The sequence below is a fragment of the Streptomyces sp. NPDC041108 genome (genome assembly GCF_055592645.1).
On record NZ_JBVIYK010000005.1, the window covers coordinates 361,673 to 385,174 of the forward strand.

18 protein-coding genes and 1 pseudogene are annotated in these 23,502 nt (G+C 72.2%); 11 read left to right on the top strand and 8 right to left on the bottom strand.

Annotated elements, in window-relative coordinates; translation table 11 throughout:
- Positions 1–45 precede the first annotated feature (45 nt).
- Both gltB and ACZ6BB_RS17345 read left to right on the top strand, forming a co-directional pair.
- Complete coding sequence (gene gltB, locus ACZ6BB_RS17340) at positions 46–4,653, top strand: glutamate synthase large subunit (RefSeq protein WP_471616014.1); 4,608 nt, start codon at positions 46–48, stop codon at positions 4,651–4,653.
- Positions 4,646–6,106 carry a glutamate synthase subunit beta gene (locus ACZ6BB_RS17345; RefSeq protein WP_471616015.1) on the top strand — a complete coding sequence of 487 codons (1,461 nt, stop codon included), beginning with the start codon at positions 4,646–4,648 and terminating at the stop codon, positions 6,104–6,106. The genes gltB and ACZ6BB_RS17345 overlap by 8 nt, the downstream gene beginning before the upstream one ends.
- Positions 6,107–6,278: 172 nt before the next feature.
- Here ACZ6BB_RS17345 and ACZ6BB_RS17350 read toward each other — a convergent pair whose 3' ends face one another.
- Positions 6,279–7,208, bottom strand: coding sequence for a rhomboid family intramembrane serine protease (locus ACZ6BB_RS17350; protein ID WP_471616016.1), 930 nt, complete (start codon positions 7,206–7,208; stop codon positions 6,279–6,281).
- A gap of 145 nt (positions 7,209–7,353) precedes the next feature.
- Here ACZ6BB_RS17350 and ACZ6BB_RS17355 point away from each other — a divergent pair, with 145 nt between their 5' ends.
- Complete coding sequence (locus ACZ6BB_RS17355) at positions 7,354–8,073, top strand: vWA domain-containing protein (RefSeq protein WP_471616017.1); 720 nt, start codon at positions 7,354–7,356, stop codon at positions 8,071–8,073.
- A gap of 15 nt (positions 8,074–8,088) precedes the next feature.
- Here ACZ6BB_RS17355 and ACZ6BB_RS17360 read toward each other — a convergent pair whose 3' ends face one another.
- Entirely contained in the window at positions 8,089–9,066 is a 978-nt protein-coding gene (locus ACZ6BB_RS17360) for an acyl-CoA dehydrogenase family protein (RefSeq protein ID WP_471616018.1), read from the bottom strand.
- 31 nt (positions 9,067–9,097) lie between these two features.
- A complete protein-coding gene (locus tag ACZ6BB_RS17365; protein WP_471616019.1) occupies positions 9,098–10,237 on the bottom strand; it encodes an acyl-CoA dehydrogenase family protein in 1,140 nt (379 codons plus the stop codon).
- A gap of 140 nt (positions 10,238–10,377) precedes the next feature.
- Here ACZ6BB_RS17365 and ACZ6BB_RS17370 point away from each other — a divergent pair, with 140 nt between their 5' ends.
- From ACZ6BB_RS17370 to ACZ6BB_RS17380, 3 genes are read left to right on the top strand one after another with little or no spacing between them, the layout of a single operon-like run.
- On the top strand, positions 10,378–11,175 hold the full coding sequence (locus tag ACZ6BB_RS17370) for an SDR family oxidoreductase (protein WP_471616020.1): 798 nt from the start codon (positions 10,378–10,380) through the stop codon (positions 11,173–11,175).
- Between the two features lie 14 nt (positions 11,176–11,189).
- Entirely contained in the window at positions 11,190–11,816 is a 627-nt protein-coding gene (locus ACZ6BB_RS17375) for a TetR/AcrR family transcriptional regulator (protein WP_471616164.1), read from the top strand.
- A 32-nt stretch (positions 11,817–11,848) separates the two neighbouring features.
- Positions 11,849–13,006, top strand: coding sequence for an acetyl-CoA C-acetyltransferase (locus ACZ6BB_RS17380; RefSeq protein ID WP_471616021.1), 1,158 nt, complete (start codon positions 11,849–11,851; stop codon positions 13,004–13,006).
- 105 nt (positions 13,007–13,111) lie between these two features.
- On the opposite strand, the gene ACZ6BB_RS17385 is transcribed toward ACZ6BB_RS17380, so the two are convergent.
- Genes ACZ6BB_RS17385 through ACZ6BB_RS17400 form a run of 4 tightly spaced genes read right to left on the bottom strand, consistent with a single transcriptional unit; the run spans position 13,112 to position 16,548 of the window.
- Positions 13,112–14,173, bottom strand: coding sequence for an NAD(P)H-dependent flavin oxidoreductase (locus tag ACZ6BB_RS17385; RefSeq protein ID WP_471616022.1), 1,062 nt, complete (start codon positions 14,171–14,173; stop codon positions 13,112–13,114).
- Positions 14,173–14,919 (bottom strand): CoA-transferase subunit beta, encoded by a 747-nt coding sequence (locus tag ACZ6BB_RS17390; RefSeq protein WP_471616023.1) that lies wholly within the window; start codon positions 14,917–14,919, stop codon positions 14,173–14,175. The genes ACZ6BB_RS17385 and ACZ6BB_RS17390 overlap by 1 nt, the downstream gene beginning before the upstream one ends.
- On the bottom strand, positions 14,916–15,764 hold the full coding sequence (locus tag ACZ6BB_RS17395) for a CoA transferase subunit A (RefSeq protein ID WP_471616024.1): 849 nt from the start codon (positions 15,762–15,764) through the stop codon (positions 14,916–14,918). The genes ACZ6BB_RS17390 and ACZ6BB_RS17395 overlap by 4 nt, the downstream gene beginning before the upstream one ends.
- Positions 15,757–16,548: an enoyl-CoA hydratase family protein gene (locus ACZ6BB_RS17400; RefSeq protein WP_471616025.1), complete on the bottom strand. Its 792-nt coding sequence runs from the start codon at positions 16,546–16,548 to the stop codon at positions 15,757–15,759. The genes ACZ6BB_RS17395 and ACZ6BB_RS17400 overlap by 8 nt, the downstream gene beginning before the upstream one ends.
- Positions 16,549–16,614: 66 nt before the next feature.
- On the opposite strand from ACZ6BB_RS17400, the pseudogene ACZ6BB_RS17405 reads away from it, so the two are divergent.
- Positions 16,615–17,343, top strand: a pseudogene (locus ACZ6BB_RS17405) (SDR family oxidoreductase); the annotation flags it as partial.
- 293 nt (positions 17,344–17,636) lie between these two features.
- Complete coding sequence (locus tag ACZ6BB_RS17410) at positions 17,637–18,563, top strand: SDR family oxidoreductase (protein WP_471616026.1); 927 nt, start codon at positions 17,637–17,639, stop codon at positions 18,561–18,563.
- A gap of 122 nt (positions 18,564–18,685) precedes the next feature.
- Here ACZ6BB_RS17410 and ACZ6BB_RS17415 read toward each other — a convergent pair whose 3' ends face one another.
- On the bottom strand, positions 18,686–19,594 hold the full coding sequence (locus ACZ6BB_RS17415) for a hypothetical protein (RefSeq protein WP_471616027.1): 909 nt from the start codon (positions 19,592–19,594) through the stop codon (positions 18,686–18,688).
- A 139-nt stretch (positions 19,595–19,733) separates the two neighbouring features.
- Here ACZ6BB_RS17415 and ACZ6BB_RS17420 point away from each other — a divergent pair, with 139 nt between their 5' ends.
- The 3 genes from ACZ6BB_RS17420 (at position 19,734) to pepN (ending at position 23,335) form a co-directional block, all read left to right on the top strand.
- Positions 19,734–20,147 carry a chorismate mutase gene (locus tag ACZ6BB_RS17420; protein WP_471616028.1) on the top strand — a complete coding sequence of 138 codons (414 nt, stop codon included), beginning with the start codon at positions 19,734–19,736 and terminating at the stop codon, positions 20,145–20,147.
- Positions 20,148–20,218: 71 nt separating this feature from the next.
- Positions 20,219–20,740 (top strand): response regulator, encoded by a 522-nt coding sequence (locus ACZ6BB_RS17425; protein WP_471616029.1) that lies wholly within the window; start codon positions 20,219–20,221, stop codon positions 20,738–20,740.
- Positions 20,741–20,830: 90 nt separating this feature from the next.
- Positions 20,831–23,335 carry an aminopeptidase N gene (gene pepN / locus ACZ6BB_RS17430; protein ID WP_471616030.1) on the top strand — a complete coding sequence of 835 codons (2,505 nt, stop codon included), beginning with the start codon at positions 20,831–20,833 and terminating at the stop codon, positions 23,333–23,335.
- The last annotated feature ends 167 nt before the right edge of the window (positions 23,336–23,502 follow it).

Genomic DNA, 23,502 nt, shown 5'->3' on the forward strand with positions numbered 1-23,502 from the left:
TCCCTCGGCACACGCACATGCCAGATGACGACGACGGGAGAGCCGATGCGTACGCCGCGCCAGCCGTCCCAGCACTCCGCGAACGGCCAGAAGTGGTCCTTCATGGATGCTCGCCCTGCTGCGCAGGGTATGTACGACCCCCGCAACGAGCACGACGCCTGTGGCGTCGGCTTCGTGGCCACCCTCACCGGCGAGGCGAGCCATGCGCTGGTCGAGCAGGCGCTCACGGTTCTTCGCAACCTGGAGCACCGAGGGGCGACCGGTTCGGAGCCCGACTCGGGTGACGGCGCCGGCATTCTCTCGCAGGTCCCCGACGCGTTCTTCCGCGAGGTGACCGGGTTCGAGCTGCCCGAGGCCGGCGCGTACGCCGTCGGCATCGCCTTCCTGCCCCAGCACGGCGCCGACGACGCCGCGGCCCGTATCGAGGCCATCGCGGCCGAGGAGGACCTGACCGTCCTCGGCTGGCGCGAGGTGCCCGTCGCCCCCGCGCTGCTCGGCGCCACCGCCCGCTCGACGATGCCCTCCTTCCGCCAGGTCTTCGTCGCCGACGGCTCGGCCGCGTCCGCCACGGGCATCGACCTCGACCGCAGGAGCTTCGTGCTGCGCAAGCGCGCCGAGCGCGAGGTCGACGTCTACTTCCCCTCGCTGTCCGCGCGGACCATCGTCTACAAGGGCATGCTGACCACCGGCCAGCTGGAGCCCTTCTTCCCGGACCTGTCCGACCGCCGCTTCGCCTCCGCGATCGCGCTCGTGCACTCCCGGTTCTCCACGAACACCTTCCCGTCGTGGCCGCTCGCCCACCCGTACCGCTTCGTCGCGCACAACGGCGAGATCAACACGGTCAAGGGCAACCGCAACTGGATGGTCGCCCGCGAGTCCCAGCTCGCCTCGGACCTCTTCGGCCCCCAGGAGACGCTGGACCGGATCTTCCCGATCTGTACGCCGGACGCCTCCGACTCGGCGTCCTTCGACGAGGTCCTGGAACTGCTCCACCTCGGCGGCCGCTCCCTGCCGCACTCCGTGCTGATGATGATCCCGGAGGCGTGGGAGAACCACGACTCCATGGAGCCGGCCCGCCGCGCCTTCTACCAGTTCCACTCCACGATGATGGAGCCCTGGGACGGCCCGGCCTGTGTCACCTTCACCGACGGCCGTCAGGTCGGCGCGGTCCTGGACCGCAACGGCCTGCGCCCCGGCCGCTACTGGGTCACCGACGACGGACTCGTCGTCCTCGGCTCCGAGGTCGGCGTCCTCGACATCGACCCCGCCAAGGTCGTCCGCAAGGGACGGCTGCAGCCCGGCCGGATGTTCCTCGTCGACACCGTCGAGCACCGCATCATCGAGGACGACGAGATCAAGGCCCAGCTCGCCGCGGAGAACCCGTACGCGGAGTGGCTGGAGGCCGGCGAGATCGAGCTGTCCGACCTGCCCGAGCGTGAGCACATCGTGCACACCCACGCCTCGGTCACCCGCCGCCAGCAGACCTTCGGCTACACCGAGGAAGAGCTGCGCGTCATCCTCGCGCCGATGGCCAAGACCGGCGGTGAGCCGCTCGGCTCCATGGGCACGGACTCGCCGATCGCCGCGCTGTCCGCCCGTCCACGGCTGCTCTTCGACTACTTCACCCAGCTGTTCGCGCAGGTCACCAACCCGCCGCTGGACGCGATCCGCGAGGAGCTCGTCACCTCGCTGCGCTCGTCGCTGGGCCCCGAGGGCAACATCCTGGAGCCGACGGCCGCGTCGTGCCGCAGCGTCACCCTGCCCTTCCCGGTGATCGACAACGACGAGCTGGCCAAGCTCATCCACATCAACGCCGACGGCGACATGCCCGGCATGAAGGCGGCCACGCTCTCCGGTCTCTACCGGGTCTCCGGCGGCGGCGACTCCCTCGCCGCACGCATCGACGAGATCTGCGCCGAGGCCGACGCCGCCATCGCCAACGGCGCCCGGCTGATCGTCCTGTCCGACCGCCACTCCGACGCCGAGCACGCGCCGATCCCGTCGCTGCTGCTCACCGCGGCCGTCCACCACCACCTCATCCGCACCAAGCAGCGCACCCAGGTGGGCCTGCTCGTCGAGGCCGGTGACGTCCGCGAGGTCCACCACGTCGCCCTGCTCATCGGCTTCGGCGCCGCCGCCGTCAACCCGTACCTGGCGATGGAGACCGTCGAGGACCTCGTCCGCGCCGGCACCTTCCTCTCCGGCATCGAGTCCGAGCAGGCCATCCGCAACCTGATCTACGCCCTCGGCAAGGGCGTCCTCAAGGTCATGTCCAAGATGGGCATCTCCACGGTCGCGTCCTACCGGGGCGCCCAGGTCTTCGAGGCCGTCGGCCTCGCGGACGAGTTCGTCGAGAAGTACTTCAACGGCACGGCCACCAAGATCGGCGGCGTCGGCATCGACGTCATCGCCAAGGAGGTCGCCGCCCGCCACGCCAAGGCGTACCCGGCCAGCGGCATCGCGCCGGCCCACCGCGCCCTGGAGATAGGCGGCGAGTACCAGTGGCGCCGCGAGGGCGAGCCGCACCTGTTCGACCCGGAGACGGTCTTCCGCCTCCAGCACTCCACGCGCACGCGCCGCTACGACATCTTCAAGAAGTACACGGACCGCGTGAACGAGCAGTCCGAGCGCCTGATGACACTGCGCGGCCTGTTCGGCTTCAGGGCCGGGGAGCGTCAGCCGGTCCCGATCGACGAGGTCGAGCCGGTCACCGAGATCGTCAAGCGGTTCTCCACCGGCGCCATGTCGTACGGCTCGATCTCCCGCGAGGCGCACGAGACGCTCGCCATCGCCATGAACCAGCTGGGCGGCAAGTCCAACACTGGTGAGGGCGGCGAGGACCCGGACCGCCTGTACGACCCGGCGCGCCGGTCCAGCATCAAGCAGGTCGCCTCCGGCCGCTTCGGCGTGACCTCCGAGTACCTGGTCAACGCGGACGACATCCAGATCAAGATGGCCCAGGGCGCCAAGCCCGGCGAGGGCGGTCAGCTGCCCGGCCACAAGGTGTACCCGTGGGTCGCCAAGACCCGGCACTCGACCCCGGGTGTCGGTCTGATCTCCCCGCCGCCGCACCACGACATCTACTCCATCGAAGACCTCGCCCAGCTGATCCACGACCTGAAGAACGCGAACCCGCAGGCGCGGATCCACGTCAAGCTGGTCTCCGAGGTCGGTGTCGGCACGGTGGCGGCCGGTGTCTCCAAGGCGCACGCGGACGTCGTCCTCATCTCCGGCCACGACGGCGGTACGGGCGCGTCCCCGCTGACCTCGCTGAAGCACGCGGGCGGTCCCTGGGAGCTCGGCCTCGCCGAGACCCAGCAGACGCTGCTCCTCAACGGCCTGCGCGACCGCATCGTCGTGCAGACCGACGGCCAGCTGAAGACCGGCCGTGACGTCGTCATCGCCGCGCTCCTCGGCGCCGAGGAGTTCGGCTTCGCCACCGCCCCGCTGGTCGTCTCCGGCTGCGTCATGATGCGCGTCTGCCACCTGGACACCTGCCCGGTCGGCATCGCCACCCAGAACCCGACGCTGCGCGACCGGTTCTCCGGCAAGGCCGAGTACGTCGTGAACTTCTTCGAGTTCATCGCCGAGGAGGTCCGCGAGATCCTCGCCGAGCTGGGCTTCCGCTCCATCGAGGAGGCCGTCGGCCACGCCGAGACGCTCGACGTGACCCGCGCGGTCGACCACTGGAAGGCGCAGGGCCTGGACCTGGAGCCGCTGTTCCACGTGCCCGAGCTGCCCGAGGGCGCCGTCCGCCACCAGGTGATCGAGCAGGACCACGGCCTGGAGAAGGCGCTCGACAACGAGCTGATCAAGCTCGCCGCCGACGCGCTGGCCGCCTCGGACGCCACCGACGCCCAGCCGGTCCGCGCCCAGATCAAGGTCCGCAACATCAACCGCACGGTCGGCACCATGCTCGGCCACGAGGTGACCAAGAAGTTCGGCGGGGCCGGTCTGCCCGACGACACCATCGACATCACCTTCACCGGCTCGGCGGGCCAGTCCTTCGGCGCCTTCCTCCCGCGCGGCGTCACGCTGCGCCTGGAGGGCGACGCCAACGACTACGTCGGCAAGGGCCTCTCCGGCGGCCGGGTGATCGTCCGCCCCGACCGGGACGCCGACCACCTCGCCGAGTTCTCGACGATCGCGGGCAACACCATCGCCTACGGCGCGACCGGCGGCGAGCTGTTCCTCCGCGGTCGTACGGGTGAGCGGTTCTGTGTCCGCAACTCCGGCGCCCTGGTGGTGTCCGAGGGCGTGGGCGACCACGGCTGCGAGTACATGACCGGTGGCCACGCGGTGGTCCTCGGCGAGACGGGCCGCAACTTCGCGGCCGGTATGTCCGGCGGCATCGCCTACGTCATCGACCTTGACCGCGACAACGTCAACGTCGGCAACCTGGGCGCCGTCGAGGCCCTCGACGACACCGACAGGCAGTGGCTGCACGACGTGGTGCGCCGCCACGCCGAGGAGACCGGCTCCACGGTCGCCGAGAAGCTGCTCGCCGACTGGCCCGTCGCCGTGGCGCGCTTCAGCAAGATCATCCCCAGCACGTACAAGGCAGTGCTCGCCGCCAAGGCCGCCGCCGAGCAGGCCGGTCTCTCCGAGACCGAGATCACCGAGAAGATGATGGAGGCGGCGATCAATGGCTGACCCGAAGGGCTTCCTGAACCACGGGCGCGAGGTCGCCAAGTCCCGCCCCGTCGACGTACGTCTGAAGGACTGGAACGAGGTCTACGTCCCGGGCTCGCTGCTCCCGATCATCTCGAAGCAGGCGTCCCGCTGCATGGACTGCGGCATCCCGTTCTGTCACAACGGCTGTCCGCTCGGGAACCTCATCCCCGAGTGGAACGACTACGCCTACCGCGAGGACTGGGCGGCGGCGTCGGAGCGGCTGCACGCGACGAACAACTTCCCGGAGTTCACCGGGCGGCTGTGCCCGGCGCCGTGCGAGTCGGCCTGCGTCCTCGCCATCAACCAGCCGGCCGTCACCATCAAGAACGTCGAGGTCTCCATCATCGACAAGGCGTGGGACAGCGGCGACGTCGCGGCCCAGGCCCCGGAGCGGCTGTCCGGCAAGACCGTCGCGGTCATCGGCTCGGGCCCGGCGGGTCTGGCCGCCGCCCAGCAGCTGACGCGGGCCGGTCACACGGTCGCGGTGTACGAGCGCGCGGACCGCGTCGGCGGTCTGCTCCGCTACGGCATCCCCGAGTTCAAGATGGAGAAGCGGCACATCAACCGCCGCATCGAGCAGATGCGCGCGGAGGGCACCCGCTTCCGTACGGGCATCGAGATCGGCCGCGACCTCAAGGCCACGGACCTGAAGAAGCGGTACGACGCCGTCGTCATCGCCGCGGGCGCCACCACCGCCCGTGACCTCCCGGTCCCCGGCCGTGAGCTGAACGGCATCCACCAGGCCATGGAGTACCTGCCGCTGGCCAACAAGGTCCAGGAGGGCGACTTCGTGACGCCCCCCATCACGGCCGAGGGCAAGCACGTCGTGGTCATCGGCGGCGGCGACACGGGCGCGGACTGCGTGGGCACCGCCCACCGCCAGGGCGCGGCCTCGGTCACCCAGCTGGAGATCATGCCGAGGCCGGGCGAGGACCGTGCCCCGAACCAGCCGTGGCCGACCTTCCCCATGCTCTACAAGGTCACCTCCGCGCACGAGGAGGGCGGCGAGCGGGTCTACTCCGTCTCCACCACCCACTTCGAGGGCGACGAGGACGGCAACGTCCAGTTCCTGCACCTCACCGAGGTCGAGTTCATCGACGGCAGGCTGACCCCGAAGCCGGGCACCGAGCGCCGGATCCCCGCCCAGCTGGTGACGCTGGCCATGGGCTTCACGGGCACGGACCGCGAGAACGGTCTCGTGGACCAGTTCGGCCTGGACCTCGACGAGCGCGGCAACATCGCCCGCGACGCCGACTTCCAGACCAATGTGCCCGGTGTGTTCGTGGCCGGTGACGCGGGCCGCGGTCAGTCCCTCATCGTCTGGGCGATCGCCGAGGGCCGCTCGGCGGCCCGGGGCTGCGACCGCTTCCTGACGGGCGCGAGCGAACTGCCGGCCCCGATCCGGCCGACGGACCGCTCGCTGATGGTCTGACCACCGCTCGCCCGCCGGTGACCTGACGGTCACCCCGCACACGTCCCGTACAACGGCGTACGGAACGCGGACGGCGCCTGCCCTCCAGTCCCCGACCGGACGACTGGGCAGGCGCCGTCGCATGTCCGGGGACAGCCGGAAGCGGAGAGCGGGGCCCCGCGTCGCCGCTCGATCAGGCCGTCATCCCCGCGACCTTGAGGAGTGCCGCCACCACCAACAGCGCCGCCACCGCCGCACAGGCCCCCGCCTGCACGAGCACCCGTCGTCGGTCCCGGGGGGCGTAGGCGAGCGCGAGGGCGACCAGCCCGCCGGTCAGCAGTCCGCCCAGGTGCCCCTGCCAGGACGTCACGACCGCCGAGATGATCAGCCACACCAGCAGGCCGGCCATGAAGCGGTTGATCCCGGCCGGGTCGGCGCCGAGACGGCGGGCCAGGACGTAGTACGCGGTGCACACGCCGAAGATCGCACCGGAGGCGCCGACCGTGCTGGTGTCGGGGGCGAGCAGGAGAACCAGCACGGAGCCGCCGAGGGCGGACAGCAGATAGAGGGCGAGGTAGCGGGCGCGGCCGAGCTGGGCCTCGACGATCCTGCCGACGTTCCACAGCGTGACCATGTTCATCACGATGTGCAGGATGCCGAACGTGCCCTCGGTGGGCGGGAGATGGAGGAAGGCGCCGGTGAGGAGGCGGTACCACTCGCCGTCGATCACCCCTTCGAGGTGGAAGTCGGCGGGGTAGGAGCTCTGCCAGACGTAGTGCAGCCCGTCCGGGCCGAGCAGGCCCCGGCCCAGCATCGCGAAGTCGTCCACGACCTGCTCGCGGAGCAGTTCGGCGACATAGGCCATGACGTTCAGGCCGATCAGGACGTACGTCACCAGCGGGACGGTCGAGATCCGGCCGCCGAAGGCGGTGCGGGCCTGCCGGACGGTTCTCGCGCCCTCCTTCACGCACTCCGGGCACTGGTGGCCCACGGCCGCGTCCCGCATGCAGTCCGGGCAGATGAACCGCTCGCAGCGTGTGCAGCGAACGTACGACTCCACTTTCGGGTGGCGGTAGCAGGTGGTGACGGCGGGCTCGGACGACGACGGGGACTCGGGTTCCACGGCCGGCTCCTTGGGGATGCGGGGCTGCTGACGAGCCGGTGAGGACGGCGGCGAACAAAGTAGCGAACGATCAGGGCGGAGGGGACAGGGGGAGTGCCCTAACCTCGGGGCTGCCGCAGAGCCCTGAGGTCAGGAGGACCGCCGTATGTCCGCGATCAGTCTCACCAAGATGATGGAGACCGCCCCCGCTCTCGTGGACCTCTACAAGGCGGCCGGGGTCTCCCTCGACCGGCACGGGCTCAAGGGGCAGCGGGCCGCCGTCTACCTCGTGATCGACCACAGCGGTTCCATGCGGCCCTACTACAGGGACGGCAGTGTGCAGGCCCTCGCCGACCGGGTGCTCGGACTGTCCGCACAGCTCGACGACGACGGCACCGTGCCGGTCGTCTTCTTCTCCACCGGGGTCGACGCGGTGACGGAGATCGGTCTCGCCGACCACCACGGCCGGATCGACCGCATCGTGGCCGGGCTCGGGCACATGGGGAAGACCGACTACCACCTGGCCATGGACGCCGTCATCGACCACTACCTCGACTGCGGCGCCGAGGACCCGGCCTTCGTGGTGTTCCAGACCGACGGCGGGCCCACCAGCAAGCTCGCCGCGGAACGGTACATGTGCAAGGCGGCCCGGCTCCCCCTCTTCTGGCAGTTCGTCGGCTTCGGCGACCCCGGCAGCAAGCAGTTCGACTTCCTGCGGCGGCTCGACGACCTGGCCGTGCCGGGCAAGCGGGTCGTCGACAACGCCGGCTTCTTCCACGCCGGCCAGGACCCGCGGGCCGTGTCCGACGCCGACCTGTACGACCGGCTGGTGGGGGAGTTCCCGCAGTGGCTGGCGGCGGCTCGGGCCGAGGGCATCGTCGCCTGAGGGCGTGCCGGGGGATCAGCGGCGGCGACCGCCGTCGAGCACGGCGCCGCGGCACTCGGCCGGGGTGCCCCACACCGTCCGCAGTGCGCGGGCCCTGGTGAACCAGAGCGAAAGGTCGTACTCCGCCGTGTAACCGATCGCGCCGTGCAACTGGAGCGCCGTGCGCGCGGTCGTGTACGCCGCCTCGCACGCCGTCACCTTGGCCGCCGCCGCATCCGCCGGATCCAGCGTGACCGCCGCCCCGAAGACCAGCGGACGCGCGAACTCCAGGGCCACCTTCGCGTCCGCCAGCCGGTGCTTCACCGCCTGGAACGAGCCGATGGGCGCACCGAACTGGGTGCGCTGCCGCACGTACGCCACCGTCCTGTCCAGGAGCGCCAGCCCGACACCGAGGGCCTGCGCGGCGACCGCCAGCCGGGCCCAGACGAGGGCCCGGGCGAGGAGGGCCGGATCGGTGCCGAGGAGTGCGCCGCCCGGGGAGAGCGGGGTCGGGCGCCGGGCCGGGTCGAGGCAGGGGCGGACGGGGCCGTGGCCGGGACACAGGCGCAGTTCGCCCCTGTCCGGGTCGAGCGACAGACGGGTGGTCGCCGCGTCCCCGTCCAGCGCGTACGACTGCGGTGACGGTGCCACCGTCGCCATCGCCCTGCCGGACAGCAGCGCCGGCAGCAGACGCTCGGCCGGGCCCGGGTCCCGCAGACCGGCCAGCAGCACCACCGCCGTCACCGTCTCCACGAGGGGGCCCGGCACCGCGTGCCGCCCCAGCTCCACGAAGGCGACGGCCAGCTCCACCGGGAGGGGGCCGGCCCCCTCGTACGCCTCCGGCGCCGCCAGCGCGAAGACATCCGCCTCCGCGACCCGGGACCACAGCGCCCGCCCGGCCAGGTGCTCGCCCCGCCCCCAGGCCCGTACGGCCTTGGGGGTGTCCGCCGCCGTCAGCATGGCGTCCAGCGACCGGGCGAACGCCCGCTGCTCGGTGTCCAGGAGGAAACGCATCAGCGGTGGCCCTTCAGGATGAGGCCGCCCATCAGCGGCGGCCCTTCGGCAGGCCGAGGAGTCGCTCGGCGATGATGTCGCGCTGGATCTCGTTGGTGCCCGCGTAGATCGGCCCGGCCAGGGCGAAGACATAGCCCTCGGACCAGTGGGCGTCCGCCGCCCCGCCCTCCTCGCCGAGCAGGTCGAGTGCCGTCTCGTGCAGGGCCAGGTCGTACTCGGACCAGAAGACCTTGTTCAGGCTGGACTCGGGGCCCACGGGTGTGCCCTCCAGGAAGCGGGAGGCCGCCGCGCAGGTGAAGAGCTGGTAGGCGCGGGCGCCGATCAGCGCGTCGGCCACCCGGTCCCGGGCGGACACCGGGCTCCCCTGGGCGTGCCAGAGGTCCAGCAGCCGGTCCGCGGAGGCGAGGAAGCGCCCCGGCGGGCGGAGCGTCAGGCCGCGTTCGTTGCCGGCGGTGGACATGGCGATGCGCCAGCCCCGGCCGGGCTCGCCGACGACGTCCTCGTCCGGCACGAACACGTCGTCGAGGAAGAGTTCGGCGAAGGCGGGCTTGCCGTCCAGGCGGCCGATCGGGCGGACCGTCACACCCGGTGCGCGCAGGTCGAACATCAGATACGTCAGGCCCTGGTGGGGCTTCGGGGTGCCCGGCTCGCTGCGGAACAGGCCGAACGCCCGGTCCGCGAAGGCGGCCCGCGACGACCAGGTCTTCTGGCCGGTCAGCAGCCAGCCCCCGTCCGTGCGCCGGGCCCTGGAGGTGAGCGAGGCCAGGTCGGACCCGGCTCCGGGCTCCGACCACGCCTGCGCCCACACCACCTCGCCGGAGGCCATCGGGGGCAGCACACGGGCCCGCTGCTCGGGTGTGCCGTGGTCGAACAGGGTCGGGGCGAGGAGGCTGATGCCGTTCTGGCCGACGCGGCCCGGGGCGCCCGCCGCGTAGTACTCCTCCTCGAAGGCCAGCCTGCGCAGCAGGCCCGCGTCACGGCCGCCGTACGCGGCCGGCCAGTCGACCACCGACCAGCGGTCGGCGGCCAGTTCGGCCTCCCAGACGCGGTGGGCGGCGAAGCCCTCCGCCGTCTCCAGGGAGGGCAGCGGCTCGGCCGGGACATGGGCGCGCAGCCAGGCGCGGGCCTCGGCGCGGAAGGCTTCGTCGGCGGGGGAGGGGGTGAGGTCCATGGGGGCGCGCCTCTTTGCCTGACCGGGGGTGGAGGGTGCAGGTCCGTGGAGGGTCCGGCCGATCCGGCGAACGCGCGGGCGGCGTACCGGACGAACGCTCGGCCTTCCCTAACAAGTGTTTGGTAGGTTAGCGTGCCCCCATGAAGAACGTCGACCCCCCGGCGTATCCCGCGGCCCACGGCCTCCTCGCCGGCCGCACCGCCGTCATCACCGCCGCGGCCGGGGCGGGCATCGGCGGAGCGACCGCGCGGCGCTTCCTGGAGGAGGGCGCGCGCGTGCTGATCAGCGACGCCCACACGCGCAGGCTCAAGGAGTCCAGGACCGAGCTGGCCGCCGAGTTCGGGGAGCGGTCCGTCGAGGCGGTGCCGTGCGACGTCACCGACGACGACCAGGTGCGGGCGTTGTTCGAGGCGGGCGCCCGGCTGCACGGGCGACTCGACATCGTCGTCAACAACGCGGGTCTCGGCGGCACGGCCGAGGTCGTCGACATGACGGACGAGCAGTGGTCCAGGGTGCTGGACGTGACCCTGAACGGCACGTTCCGGTGCATGAGGGCCGCTCTGCGGCTGATGCGGGAGGACGAGGGAGGCGGCGGGGGTGTGATCGTCAACAACGCCTCCGTCGTCGGCTGGCGCGCCCAGGCCGGTCAGGCGCACTACGCTGCGGCGAAAGCGGGCGTGATGGCGCTGACCAGGTGCGCGGCCGTCGAGGCGGCCGAGTACGGGGTCCGGGTCAACGCCGTGTCGCCCAGCCTCGCCATGCACCCGCACCTGGTGAAGGTCACGACCCCCGAGCTGCTGGCCGAGCTGACCGCGCGGGAGGCATTCGGGCGGTACGCCGAACCCTGGGAGGTCGCCAACGTGATCGTGTTCCTCGCGTCCGGCTACTCCTCGTACATGACGGGCGAGACCGTCTCCGTCAGCAACCAGCACCCGTGAGGACGACGAACAGCGTGCCGACCAAGAAGAACCCCCAGGTCCCCGCCGCCGGGCTCGCCCGTCGTCGTGAGCTTCTCGACAAGGCCGCCGGAGTCTTCGCCGACCAGGGGTACAACGCGACCACCGTGCGCAGGATCGCGGACGACGCGGGCATGCTCGCGGGCAGCCTCTACTACTACTTCTCGTCCAAGGACGCGATGCTGGAGGAGATCCTGCGGACCTTCCTCGACGAACTCTGGGAGCGCTACGACGCCGTCCTGGACGCCGCAACGGGCCCCCGGGAGACCTTCGAAGCCCTGGTCACCGAGTCCTTCAGGGCCATCGGCCGGCACTGCGACGCCGTCCGGATCTACCAGAACGAGGCGAAGCAGCTGATCGCCCGGGAACCGCGCTTCCTCTTCCTGGAGCAGTCGCAGACCAAGTTCGAGAAGGCGTGGCTGACCACACTGGAGAGCGGAGTCGCGCAGGGAGAGTTCCGGGCCGACCTCGACACGAGGGTCACCTACCGGTTCGTGCGCGACACGGTCTGGGTCGCCGCGTCCTGGTACCGGCCCGGCGGAAAGTACGGCCCGGAGGAGATCGCCCGACAGTACCTGTCCATGGTCCTCGACGGCATCGCCGTACGGGAGAGCGGTACGTGACATGAACGTCCTCTGACACCGAGGGAGTCGACATGGCCGAGGCCTACATCGTCGAAGCGGTCCGGACGCCCGTCGGGCGGCGCGGGGGAGGGCTCGGCCGGGTCCATCCGGCCGACCTCGGCGCGCACGCCCTCACAGCGCTCGTCGCGCGCGCGGGCGTGGACCCCGCCGCCGTGGAGGACGTCGTCTTCGGCTGCCTGGACACCGTCGGACCGCAGGCCGGCGACATCGCGCGGACCAGCTGGCTGGCGGCCGGGCTGCCCGAGGAGGTGCCCGGTACGACCGTCGACCGGCAGTGCGGCTCCTCGCAGCAGGCCGTGCACTTCGCCGCCCAGGCCGTGCTGTCCGGCACCCAGGACCTGGTGGTCGCGGGCGGCGTGCAGAACATGACGATGATCCCCATCGCCTTCGCCTCCCGCCAGGCCGCCGTCCCCCTCGGTCTCACCGACGGGCCCTTCGCGGGCAGCGAGGGATGGCGGGCGCGGTACGGGGACCGGCCGGTGAACCAGTTCGCCGGCGCCGAGATGATCGCCGCCAAGTGGGGCATCGGCCGCCGCGACCAGGAGGAGTACGCGCTGCGCTCCCACCGGCGGGCGGTACGGGCCGTGGACGAGGGCCGCTTCGCACGCGAGACCGTGCCCTACGGGGACGTCACCGTCGACGAGGGACCGCGCCGGGACACCTCCCTGGAGAAGATGGCCGCCCTGAAACCGGTCATCGAGGGCGGCACCGTCACCGCTGCCTGCTCCTCCCAGGTCTCCGACGGCGCCGCCGCGCTCCTCCTCGCCTCCGAACGCGCCGTACGGGAGCACGGGCTGACGCCGCGCGCCCGCGTGCACCACCTCTCCGTGCGCGGCGAGGATCCCATCCGGATGCTCACCGCGCCGATACCGGCGACGGCGTACGCCCTGAAGAAGACCGGACTCACCCTCGACGCCATCGACCTCGTCGAGATCAACGAGGCCTTCGCGCCGGTCGTCCTGGCCTGGCTGAAGGAGACGGGCGCCGATCCGGAGAAGGTCAACGTCAACGGTGGCGCGATCGCCCTCGGCCACCCGCTGGGCGCGACCGGCGCCAAGCTCATGACGACGCTCCTGCACGAACTGGAGCGCACGGGCGGCCGGTACGGGCTCCAGACGATGTGCGAGGGCGGCGGGCAGGCGAACGTGACGATCATCGAGCGGCTGTGACGGTCGCCGGACGGCGGTGAGCGGCGGGCCCTGGCGGCCGTGACGGTCGCCGGGCCCCGCGACGGTCGGTGTGCGGCGGCGAGGGGCCCTGGGCGCCCGTGACGGTCACCGCCGGGCGTCGAGCCGTCCCAGGGACGTCAGCGCCTCCTCGGCCTCCTTCATGATCCGGTCCACCAGCTCCACGCACGACGGCAGGTCGTCGATCACCCCGGCGACCTGCCCGGCCGCCATCACCCCGAGGTCCGTACGGCCGTCGACCATCGCCGACCTGAGCAGCACGGGTGTGTTGGCGGCGAGGAGGACCTGGCTCCAGGTGAGGTCCTTGCCGTGCCGCAGCGCGAGGCCGTCGCGGACCATGCGCCGCCAGGTCAGCCCGGAGAGCCGGCGGAAACCCGCCGCGTGGCGCACGGCGCGCGCCAGGGCGCGCGCACGGCCGGACGCCTCCAGCGCGCTCACGAACTCCGTGCGCAGCATGCGGTGCGGCAGCCCGTCCACGGCCCTCGTGACGGTGACGTCCTTGACCGTCGCGGCCAGATAGCGGGCCTTCACCGCGTCGGGCACCGTCGAGTCCGAGGTGAGCAGGAACCGGGTGCCCATCGCCACCCCGGCCGCCCCGAACGCCAGCGCGGCCACCAGCCCCCGCCCGTCGTGGAAGCCCCCCGCGGCGACGACGGGGATGTCGACGGCGTCCACGACCTGCGGCAGCAGTACGGTCGTCGCCACCTCCCCGGTGTGCCCGCCGCCCTCGCCACCCTGGACGATCACGGCGTCCGCGCCCCACGCCGCCACCTTCTCGGCATGCCGCCGGGCACCCACGGACGGGATCACGACCACGCCCGCGTCCTTCAGCTCGGCGATCAGCTCCCGCGACGGCGCGAGCGCGAACGACGCCACGCGGACGCCCTCCTCCACGATGATCCGCACCCGCTCCCGCGCGTCCCCCGCGTCGGCCCGAAGATTCACCCCGAAGGGCGCCCCGTCCGCCCGGGACTTCACCTCCCGTACGGCCGCCCGGAGTTGCTCGGTCGTCATGGTCGCCGAGGCCAGCACGCCCAGTGCCCCCGCGTTCGCCGTCGCCGAGACCAGCCGGGGGCCGGCCACCCAGCCCATCCCGGTCTGCACGATCGGCCGGCGGACGCCGACGAGCCGGGTCAGAGCCGTCTCCATCAGCCGGCCACCTCCCGCGCACGCGTGTTCCCGGGGTCGATCACCTCACGGATCAGCCGCAGCTCCTCCCCGGTCGGATCACGGGTGTACGGCACGTCGTCCGGGACGGTGAGCGCGAAGCCCGTCGCCTCCTCGACCCGCTCCACCGTGACGCCCGGATGCAGCGACACCAGCCGCATGGTGCGGTCGGGGGTCGCGAAATCGAAGACCCCGAGGTCGGACACGACCCGGGGGAGGTGGTGGAAGCGGGCGGCGGCCGGATACTCGGCCACCCGGTCGTGGCCGACCCCGCACACCATGTCGACCTTCTCCACGAAGACCCGCCGGGAGTGCCTCGGGATCCAGTAACTGGTCGGGTTGTTCAGGGTGTTGACCGGGGCGCCCCGCACCCCGAGCAGCTGCCGCCTCGGCCGCGCCCAGTCGCCGACGCAACTGATGTTCTGGTTGCCGTACCGGTCGATCTGGCTCGCGCCCATCATCACGTGCCGGCGGCCACCGGTGACCAGGGCCAGGTGCCGCCGGTAGGGCAGCCATCCCTCGACGGTGCCGTCGAGACCGACGAGCAGTGCCTCGCCGTCGGTCAGCAGCAGATCCGGCGAGAACGTCCGCCTGGCGAGGCGCGCGCCCAGGGACGGAACGAGCCCCATGGGGCTGGCGAGGATCTCCCCGGCGCCGCGCCATGCCTCGGCGCAGGCGATCACGCAGTACTCGGCGCGGGTCGCACCGTTCACGGCCGTCCCGCTCATGAGTCCTCCTGGTGCCACGCCCGCACGGCCGACCGGTACGCGGGCTCGTCGCCCGTCAGGAACCGCCCCGCGAAGTCCTCCCAGGGCGCGCCCGCGTACGCCTTCTGGAAGGCCTCGTCCCGGCCGTAGTCGGGGGCGCAGGACGTGAAGTGCGCGCCGCCCGGGGCCTCGATCACACCGGTCACCACATGGCGGCCGACCAGCAGCGACTGGGGCGGGGCGTCCTTCGTCAACTCGGCCGTGTCCACGATCCGTTCGCACGAGACGTACGCCGTGTCGGCGGCCTCGCAGAAGAGGTCGTCGAAGTAGGGGTCGGGGCCCAGGTACTGCCCGTTGCCCTGCCGGTCGGCCCGGTTGACGTGGACGAACGCCGCGTCCAGGCGCAGTGCCGGCATGGCGACGAAGGTCTCCCCGTCGTCGTACGGCGACGTGACCGTCCGCAGACCGGGGTTGACCCGCATCACGTCCGAGCCGATGCCCGCCCGCACCGGCAGGAAGGGCAGCCGGTGCGCGGCGGCCCGCAGCCCCCACATGAACATCGCCTCGTCGACCTCCATCATCTCGAACGCGCCCCGCTCGCGCGCCGCGCGGAAGTGCGGTTCGAGGGGGATGGAGTCGAGGGTGGCGAAGGCGGCGACGAGCTTGCGCACCCGTCCGGCGGCGGCGAGCATCCCCACGTCCGGACCGCCGTACGAGACGACGGTGAGATCGGTGATCCCGGACCGGAGGAGTGCTCTCACCAGGGCCATCGGCTTGCGGCGCGACCCCCAGCCGCCGATGCCGAGGGTCATCCCGCTCGCCAGCCGCGAGACGGCCTCGTCGGCGGTCATCGTCTTGTCACCCACCCGGCTCCTCCTGAACGACATCGTCACCGTCGACCCGCCCGTGTGCCCCGGCCGTCCCGAAGGCGGCGCGGACCTCGCCGGCCACCCCGCTGAGGTTCGCCTCGAAGGTGAAACCCTGCTCGAAGCGGTAGCTGCGGCGGACGTCGACCGGGTCGATGCCGTTGATGGCGGCCTTGGCGAGCCGGAGCAGCCGCCCGTCCTTCGCGGCGATCTCCCGCGCCAACTCCAGCGCCGCACCGCGCAGTTCCGGGGCCGGGACCACCCGCCACACCGAGCCGTGCGCCCGCAGCTCGGCGGCCGTCACCGTACGCGAGGTGTAGTACAGCGCCCGCATCAGATGCTGGGGCACGAGCCGCGCCAGATGCGTCGCCGCGCCCAGCGCGCCCCGGTCCAGCTCGGGCAGTCCGAAGACCGCGTCCTCGCCGGCCACGATCGCGTCCGCGTTGCCCACCAGCCCGATGCCGCCGCCCAGACAGAAGCCCTGCACGGCGGCGACCACCGGTACCTCGCACTCGTACACCGCGGCGAAGGCCGCCGCGCAGCCCTGGTTGGCGCCGATCAACGCGTCGTGGCCCGCCGCCTGGATCTCCTTGATGTCGACCCCGGCGTTGAAACCGCGCCCCTCGGCCGCCAGCACCACACACCGGACCTCCGGATCGCGGCCCGCGTCGCGCACGGCACCGGCCAGCTCGAACCAGCCGCGCACCGGCAGCGCGTTCACCGGCGGGTGGTCGACCGTGACGACGGAAATCCCCTTTTCCGGGGACGAGGTGGAGACACTCATCGGCGCATCAGCTACCTTCCACCTAACGTTTGTTAGGTACGTCTCTTGGGTGGAAGGTAGCAGCGGATGCGGCTCAACGGGAAGCTCGCCGTCGTCACCGGCGGTACGCGCGGTGTCGGCGCCGGCATCGCCCGCGCCTTCGCCGAAGCCGGCGCCGAGGTCGTGACCTGCGCCCGCCGCCCGCCCGAAGTGCCGCTCAAGGGCGCCGAGTTCATGCCCCTGGACGTCCGGGACCCGGACGCCGTGCACCGCTTCTTCGCCGAACTGCCCCGCGTGGACGTCCTCGTCAACAACGCCGGCGGCACCCCCCACCGCACGCTCGCCCAGGCCGACGCGCGCCACCACGCCCGCGTCCTCGAACTCAACCTCACCGCCCCGCTGACCGTCTCCCTCGCCGCGCACGCACACCTGCGGCGAGCCCGGGGCGCGATCGTGATGATCGGCAGCGTGAGCGGGAGCCGCCCCTCGCCCGGCTCGGCGGCCTACGGCGCGGCCAAGGCCGGCCTGGAACACCTGGCCCGCTCCATGGCGGTCGAGTGGGCCCCGGAGATCCGGGTCAACACCCTCGTCCTCGGCATGGTCCGCACGGAACTCTCGCACCTCCACTACGGGGACGAGCAGGGCATCGCCGCCGTGGCCCGCACGGTCCCCCTCGGCCGCCTCGCCACCCCCTCCGACATCGGCGACGCGGCGGTCTTCCTCGCCTCCGACGCGGCCGCCTACATCACCGGCGCGTCCCTCCACGTCCACGGCGGCGGCGAACGCCCGGCCTTCCTGGACGCGGCGACGGCCGACGGGGCGCGGCCCCCGGGGGGCGGCGCGCAGCCGACGGCCTCCAGGGCACAGCCCTCCAGGGACGCGGGCGGCCCCGCGAGCCGCGCGCGCCAGCCCGCGGCCGGCGAGACGCGGCCCACGGAACACACGGCCCGGCACCCGGCCGACGCACCGAGGCCCCCCGCCGACGCCCGTGGATCCGAGGCCGCCGCGCACAGACCCCCCACCGACGGCCACACGCCGACCTGACGGCTCGGCCCTCCGCCCCCGTCCCGCAGCACCTCCCCCCAGGACGACGAGAAAGGCGAACCGTGATGAGCGTGAGCAACAGCGCGCACCCGCTCTGCGAAGGGCGTGTCGTGGTCGTGACCGGCGCCGGGCGGGGGCTCGGGCGGGCGCACGCGCTCGCGTACGCCGCCGAGGGCGCCCGGGTGGTCGTCAACGACCTCGGGGTCGGACTCGACGGCACGCCCGACCCCGACAGCCCGGCCGCCCGGGTCGTCGAGGAGATACGTGCCCGGGGCGGGGAAGCGGTCGCGCACGGCGGGGACATCGCCACCACCGACGGCGCCGTCTCCCTCGTCCGCACCGCCCTGGACACCTACGGCCGCCTCGACACCCTCGTCAACAACGCCGGCTTCCTGCGCGACCGCATGCTCGTCAACCTCGACGAGGACGACTGGGACGCCGTCCTCCGCGTCCACCTCAAAGGCCACTTCCTCCCCCTGAGACACGCCGCCGCCCACTGGCGCGCCGAGGCCAAGGCCGGCCGCACCCCCACCGCCAGGATCATCAACACCAGCAGCGGCGCGGGCCTGCTGGGCTCGCTCGGCCAGGGCAACTACAGCGCCGCCAAGGCCGGCATCGTCGGCCTCACCCTCGTCGCCGCCGCCGAACTCGCCCGCTACGGCGTCCAGGTCAACGCCATCGCCCCCGCGGCCCGCACCAGGATGACCGAGACGGTCTTCGCCGAGACGATGACCGCCCCGGGCGCCGGCTTCGACGCCATGGCCCCCGAGAACGTCTCGCCCCTGGTGGTCTGGCTGGGTTCCGCCGCGAGCGACGGCGTCACCGGCCGCGTCTTCGAGACGGAGGCCGGCCGCATCACCGTCATGGAGGGCTGGCACCCGGGCCCCACCGAGGACAAGGGCGCCCGCCGCACCCCGGGGGAGGCGGGAGAGACCGTACGCAAACTCCTGGCGGAGGCGGAGAGGCCACACCCGGTGTACGGCGCCTCATGACCGTGCCGGAGCTTGGAAGGGGCGCGGGGAACGGCGCGACAAGCCCGCACCCACCCGCACCAGCCGACGCACCGACCCGCCCCGCCTCTCCCGCGCCCCCGCGCACCCCCGCACCCCCAGAACTACGTGTCGCACTCCAACACAGTCCGGCACAACCCGCACCGAGCCCGCACCCGCCCCCGCACCGGCACTCGAATCCGCTGATGACATGTCGGACAGGGAAACGACACCCGCAACACCCCCCGCTCCTCCGGCGTGAACGTATACGAGACTCCCGCCCCCGCGCCCCCCGGCCGAGCCGACCGCAGGTCGTCCCGCGCATGGCGCCGATCGCGCGCGTACCGCCGCCGCCCCGCCCACCCCGCCGCCGTGAGCGGCGGCTGCCGCTCGTCCCTCAGGGCCCGCACCCGGCCCTGCGCGAACGCGGTGTACGCCTGGGCACTGGTGAACCACACCGAAGGATCCTCCCCGAACACCTGCGCCCGCTTGGCCAGCACGTACCCGAACTCCTCCGGCGTCAGATACCCCAGCTTCTGCGACGACGCGGCATCCTCCCGGTACGCGTCCAGCAGCAGCCACCCCGCCCCCAGATACGTCGCCGCCGTGTCCGTGAGGATCTCGTTCTCACGAGTGCCGGGGAAGGACAGCCCGAGCCGGTGCAGATACACATGCATCACCTCGTGCGCCAGAGCCGCCCCGATGTCCCGCCGATGCGTCCGGAAACGGTCGTTCAGTTCGACGAAGTACTCGGGCCCCGCCGCCAGCTCCACACTCGCCGCATGGGTCATCTCCCGGAAACCGACGACCATCCGCGCCTCCGGCAGCCGGTAGTGCCGCACCAGCTCCCGCGCCACCCGCTGCGCACCGAGATGAAGATCGTCGCTGTCGCAGAACGCCACGTCGACCGGCGCCACACTGGTGGCGAACAGCTGGATCGTGTCGTAGGACAGGCGCCTGTACAGCGCGGTGATCGACGCCCGCACGGTGTCCAGATGCGGGTAGCCGTGCTCGACAGGTCCGCCGTCCGCCACGTCCGTACCCCCAAAGACGCCTCGATACGTTCCACTCTAAGCCGGTGCCCACCCGCGTCCCGCCCGGCCGAGCGCCCACGCGAGCGCCGAACACCGCCCCACGCGGCCGGCCGGCCACGGCGTCGTTAGGGTGACGACCATGACCACCAGCGACACCGACGACGCGAACACCGCGGCCACCCCGGCCGCCGAGATCGACGCGGACGTGCGGGCCGAACTCACCCGGCTGCGCGACAGCATCGACAACATCGACGCCGCCGTCGTCCACATGCTCGCCGAGCGCTTCAAGTGCACCCAACGGGTCGGCCACCTCAAGGCCGCGCACCAACTGCCGCCCGCCGACCCCGGCCGCGAGGCACAACAGATCAACCGGCTGCGCGCACTCGCGACAAGTGCCAAGCTGGACCCGGCGTTCGCGGAGAAGCTGCTGAACTTCATCATCGCCGAGGTCATCCGCCACCACGAACGCATCGCGGACGACGCCCTGAACGGCACCGCCGGAACGACGGGCACCACCGGCACCACCGGCACGGCGCCGGACACGGGGGAGTGACATCCGGCCCGCCGACGGGCATGCTGCCTGAGCACTCCTTGTCAGGGAACGACTACACGCGGTGAGAGGCCATGCCGTCACAAGCCACGATCCTCATCGTCGACGACCATGAGGACACGCTGTACGCCCTGGAGAGCGCCCTCGCCCCGCTGGGCCACCGGCTGACGCGCGCCACCAGCGGCGACGCGGCACTCAAGGAAGTCCTCCGCGGACACGTCGGCCTGCTCCTCCTCGACGTCCGCATGCCCGGCGTCAGCGGCCTCGACGTCGTCCGCTACATGCGCGGCGTGGAACAGACCCAGCACATCCCCGTCATCCTCCTCACCGGCTTCGGCCCCGACGCCGAACTCACCGCCGCCGCCTTCCGCCTCGGCGTCGCCGACCTCGTCATGAAACCCGTCGACCCCTGGGCCCTGCGCACCAAGGTCCGCTACCTCTACGACGCCCACGCCCGCTCCCACACCCTGGAACGCGAGGTCCGCGCCCTCCGCGCCCGCCTCAAGGAACACGAGAACCTCAAGGCCGCCGACGGCGCCCGCCGCGAACGGGGGCGCGTCCCCGCCCAGCACGACGGCGCGAACGACCGGGCATAGGCCGCATACGGCCGGACACGCGGCGCACACGACCGGACATAGGTCGCGTACCAGGCCCGCCCCTGTCCTGCGCCAGGACCATCAGGCAGCATGTCCCTCATGTCCGTACTGACGCGCGACGAAGCGCAAGCCCGTGCTCGGCTCCTCGACGTCCACCGCTACGAGATCGCACTCGACCTCACGCGCGGCGACGAGACCTTCGACTCCCGTACCGTCATCCACTTCACCGTACGGGGGAAGAAAAAGGCCGCGGACACCTTCGTCGAGCTGAAGCCCGCCGAACTGCGCTCGGTCACCCTCGACGGAGAACCCCTCGCCCCCGGGACCCTCGACGGCAACCGCCTCACCCTCAAGGGCCTCACCGCGGGCCCCCACGAACTCCGCGTCGACGCCGCCATGCGCTACTCCCGCACCGGCGAGGGCATGCACCGCTTCACCGACCCCACCGACGGCGAGACCTACGTCTACACCCAGCTCTTCATGGACGACGTCCAGCGCGTCTTCGCCGCCTTCGACCAACCCGACCTCAAGGCCGCCTTCGACCTCACCGTCACCGCCCCCGAAGGCTGGACCGTCCTCGCCAACGGCATCACCGAGCGACAGGACGACGGCACCTGGCAGGCCGCCACCACCCCACCGATCTCCACCTACCTCGTCGCCGTCGCCGCCGGCCCCTGGCACACCGTCCGCACCGAACACCGCGGCCTGCCCTTCGGCATCCACTGCCGCCGCTCGCTGGCCCCCCACCTCGACGCCGACGCCGACGAGATCCTCGACATCACCCGCGCCCTCTACGACCGCTACCACGCCAAGTTCGAGGAGCCGTACCCCTTCGACTCCTACGACCAGGCCTTCGTCCCCGAGTTCAACGCCGGCGCCATGGAGAACCCCGGCCTCGTCACCTTCCGCGACGAGTTCGTCTACCGCTCCGCCGTCACCGACACCGAACGCCAGACCCGCGCCATGGTCATCGCCCACGAGATGGCCCACATGTGGTTCGGCGACCTCGTCACCCTCCGGTGGTGGGACGACATCTGGCTCAACGAGTCCTTCGCCGAGTACATGGGCTACCAGACCCTCACCGAGGCCAGCCGCTTCGCCGACACCTGGGTCGACTTCGGCATCGCCCGCAAGGCCTGGGGCTACGACGCCGACCAGCGCCCCTCCACCCACCCCGTCGCCCCCGAGGCCGTCGACGACACCGCCGCCGCCCTCCTCAACTTCGACGGCATCTCCTACGCCAAGGGCGCCTCCGCCCTGCGCCAACTCGTCGCCTGGCTCGGCGAGAAGGACTTCCTCGCCGGCATCAACGCCCACTTCACCCGCCACCGCTTCGGCAACGCCACCCTCGCCGACTTCATCGACAACCTCGCCGGCGCCACCGCACGCGACGTCCACGCCTGGGCCGACGCCTGGCTCCGCACCACCGGCGTCGACACCCTCACCCCGAAGATCACCCGCGCCGCCGACGGCACCCACACCCTCACCGTCGCCCGCACCGGCAGCCGCCCCCACCACATCGCCGTCGGCGTCTACGACCGCGACCCCGGCGACGACCACGGCCACCTCACCCTCCGCGACCGCGTCGAACTCGACCTCCCCCAGGCCGCCGAGCAGCCCATCGGCAAGCGGCCCGCACTCCTCCTCCTCAACGACGGCGACCTCACCTACGCCAAGATCCGCTTCGACACCGAATCCGCCGCCGCAGTCACCACCCACCTCAGCGGCCTCCCCGACCCGCTCACCCGCGCCGTCGTCTGGAACGCCCTGCGCGACGCCGTACGCGACGCCGAACTCCCGGCCACCGCCTACCTGGAAGCCGCCCGCACCCACCTCCCCCACGAGAGCGACCTCGCCATCGTCCAGGGCGTCCTCTCCTTCGCCACCACCCAGGTCGCCGACCGCTACCTCACCCCCGAGCAGCGCCCCGCCGGCCTGTCCACCCTCGGCTCCCTGTGCCGCGACCTCATCCGCCGCACCGAGGACGGCGACAACCCCGGCCTGCGCCTCACCGCCGTACGCCACTTCATCGACGTCGCCGCCCACCCCGAGACCATCGCCGCCTGGCTCGCCGACGGCACCGTCCCCGGCGGACCCGAACTCGACCCCGAACTGCGCTGGCGCGTCCTCGTCCGGCTCGCCGTCCTCGGCGCCGTCGACGCCGCCACCATCGACGAGGAACTGGAACGCGACCCCAGCGCCAGCGGCCGCGAGGGCGCCGCCCGCTGCCGGGCCGCGCTGCCCGAACCCGAGGCCAAACAGGCCGCCTGGGAGGCGATGTTCACCACCGACGACCTCTCCAACTACCTGTTCACCGCCACCGCCCAGGGCTTCTGGCAGCCCGAGCAGGCGGCACTCCTCACGGAGTACCTCGAACGCTACTGGGCCGACGCCGTGTCCCTGGCCGCCCGCCGCGGCCCGGCCATCGCGGAGGCCGCCGGACGGTGGGCGTTCCCGGTGTACGCGGTGGATCCGGAGACGCTGGAACTGGGTGAGCGGTGCCTGCAGGACGGCGAGGTGATCCCGGCGCTCCGGCGGAAGCTGGTGGACCAACTGGACGATCTCGCCCGTGCGCTGCGGGTGCGCGAAGCCTAGGGGCCGCTCTTCCGGCTCCCGCCGTGGAGGTTCGGGTGTTCCGCGGGCCTGTCGTCGTACGCGGCCGGTCGCGCGGTTCCCCGCGCCCCCTCGGCGCACGCCGCACTACCCTCTTTCGGTGGTAATCAGCCGCCTTTTCGGGCCCGGCACCCGATCGGCGTACAAGA

Bases quoted from the DNA above. Each gene is read 5' to 3' on its own strand.
- ACZ6BB_RS17425 (WP_471616029.1), top strand. From the start codon at position 20,219: ATGCCGTCACAAGCCACGATCCTCATCGTCGACGACCATGAGGACACG.
- ACZ6BB_RS17400 (WP_471616025.1), bottom strand. From the start codon at position 16,548: ATGAGTGTCTCCACCTCGTCCCCGGAAAAGGGGATTTCCGTCGTCACG.
- ACZ6BB_RS17410 (WP_471616026.1), top strand. From the start codon at position 17,637: ATGAGCGTGAGCAACAGCGCGCACCCGCTCTGCGAAGGGCGTGTCGTG.
- ACZ6BB_RS17345 (WP_471616015.1), top strand. From the start codon at position 4,646: ATGGCTGACCCGAAGGGCTTCCTGAACCACGGGCGCGAGGTCGCCAAG.
- ACZ6BB_RS17385 (WP_471616022.1), bottom strand. From the start codon at position 14,173: ATGGAGACGGCTCTGACCCGGCTCGTCGGCGTCCGCCGGCCGATCGTG.
- ACZ6BB_RS17355 (WP_471616017.1), top strand. From the start codon at position 7,354: ATGTCCGCGATCAGTCTCACCAAGATGATGGAGACCGCCCCCGCTCTC.
- ACZ6BB_RS17420 (WP_471616028.1), top strand. From the start codon at position 19,734: ATGACCACCAGCGACACCGACGACGCGAACACCGCGGCCACCCCGGCC.
- ACZ6BB_RS17380 (WP_471616021.1), top strand. From the start codon at position 11,849: ATGGCCGAGGCCTACATCGTCGAAGCGGTCCGGACGCCCGTCGGGCGG.
- ACZ6BB_RS17365 (WP_471616019.1), bottom strand. From the start codon at position 10,237: ATGGACCTCACCCCCTCCCCCGCCGACGAAGCCTTCCGCGCCGAGGCC.
- ACZ6BB_RS17390 (WP_471616023.1), bottom strand. From the start codon at position 14,919: ATGAGCGGGACGGCCGTGAACGGTGCGACCCGCGCCGAGTACTGCGTG.
- ACZ6BB_RS17360 (WP_471616018.1), bottom strand. From the start codon at position 9,066: ATGCGTTTCCTCCTGGACACCGAGCAGCGGGCGTTCGCCCGGTCGCTG.
- ACZ6BB_RS17370 (WP_471616020.1), top strand. From the start codon at position 10,378: ATGAAGAACGTCGACCCCCCGGCGTATCCCGCGGCCCACGGCCTCCTC.
- gltB (WP_471616014.1), top strand. From the start codon at position 46: ATGCGTACGCCGCGCCAGCCGTCCCAGCACTCCGCGAACGGCCAGAAG.
- pepN (WP_471616030.1), top strand. From the start codon at position 20,831: ATGTCCCTCATGTCCGTACTGACGCGCGACGAAGCGCAAGCCCGTGCT.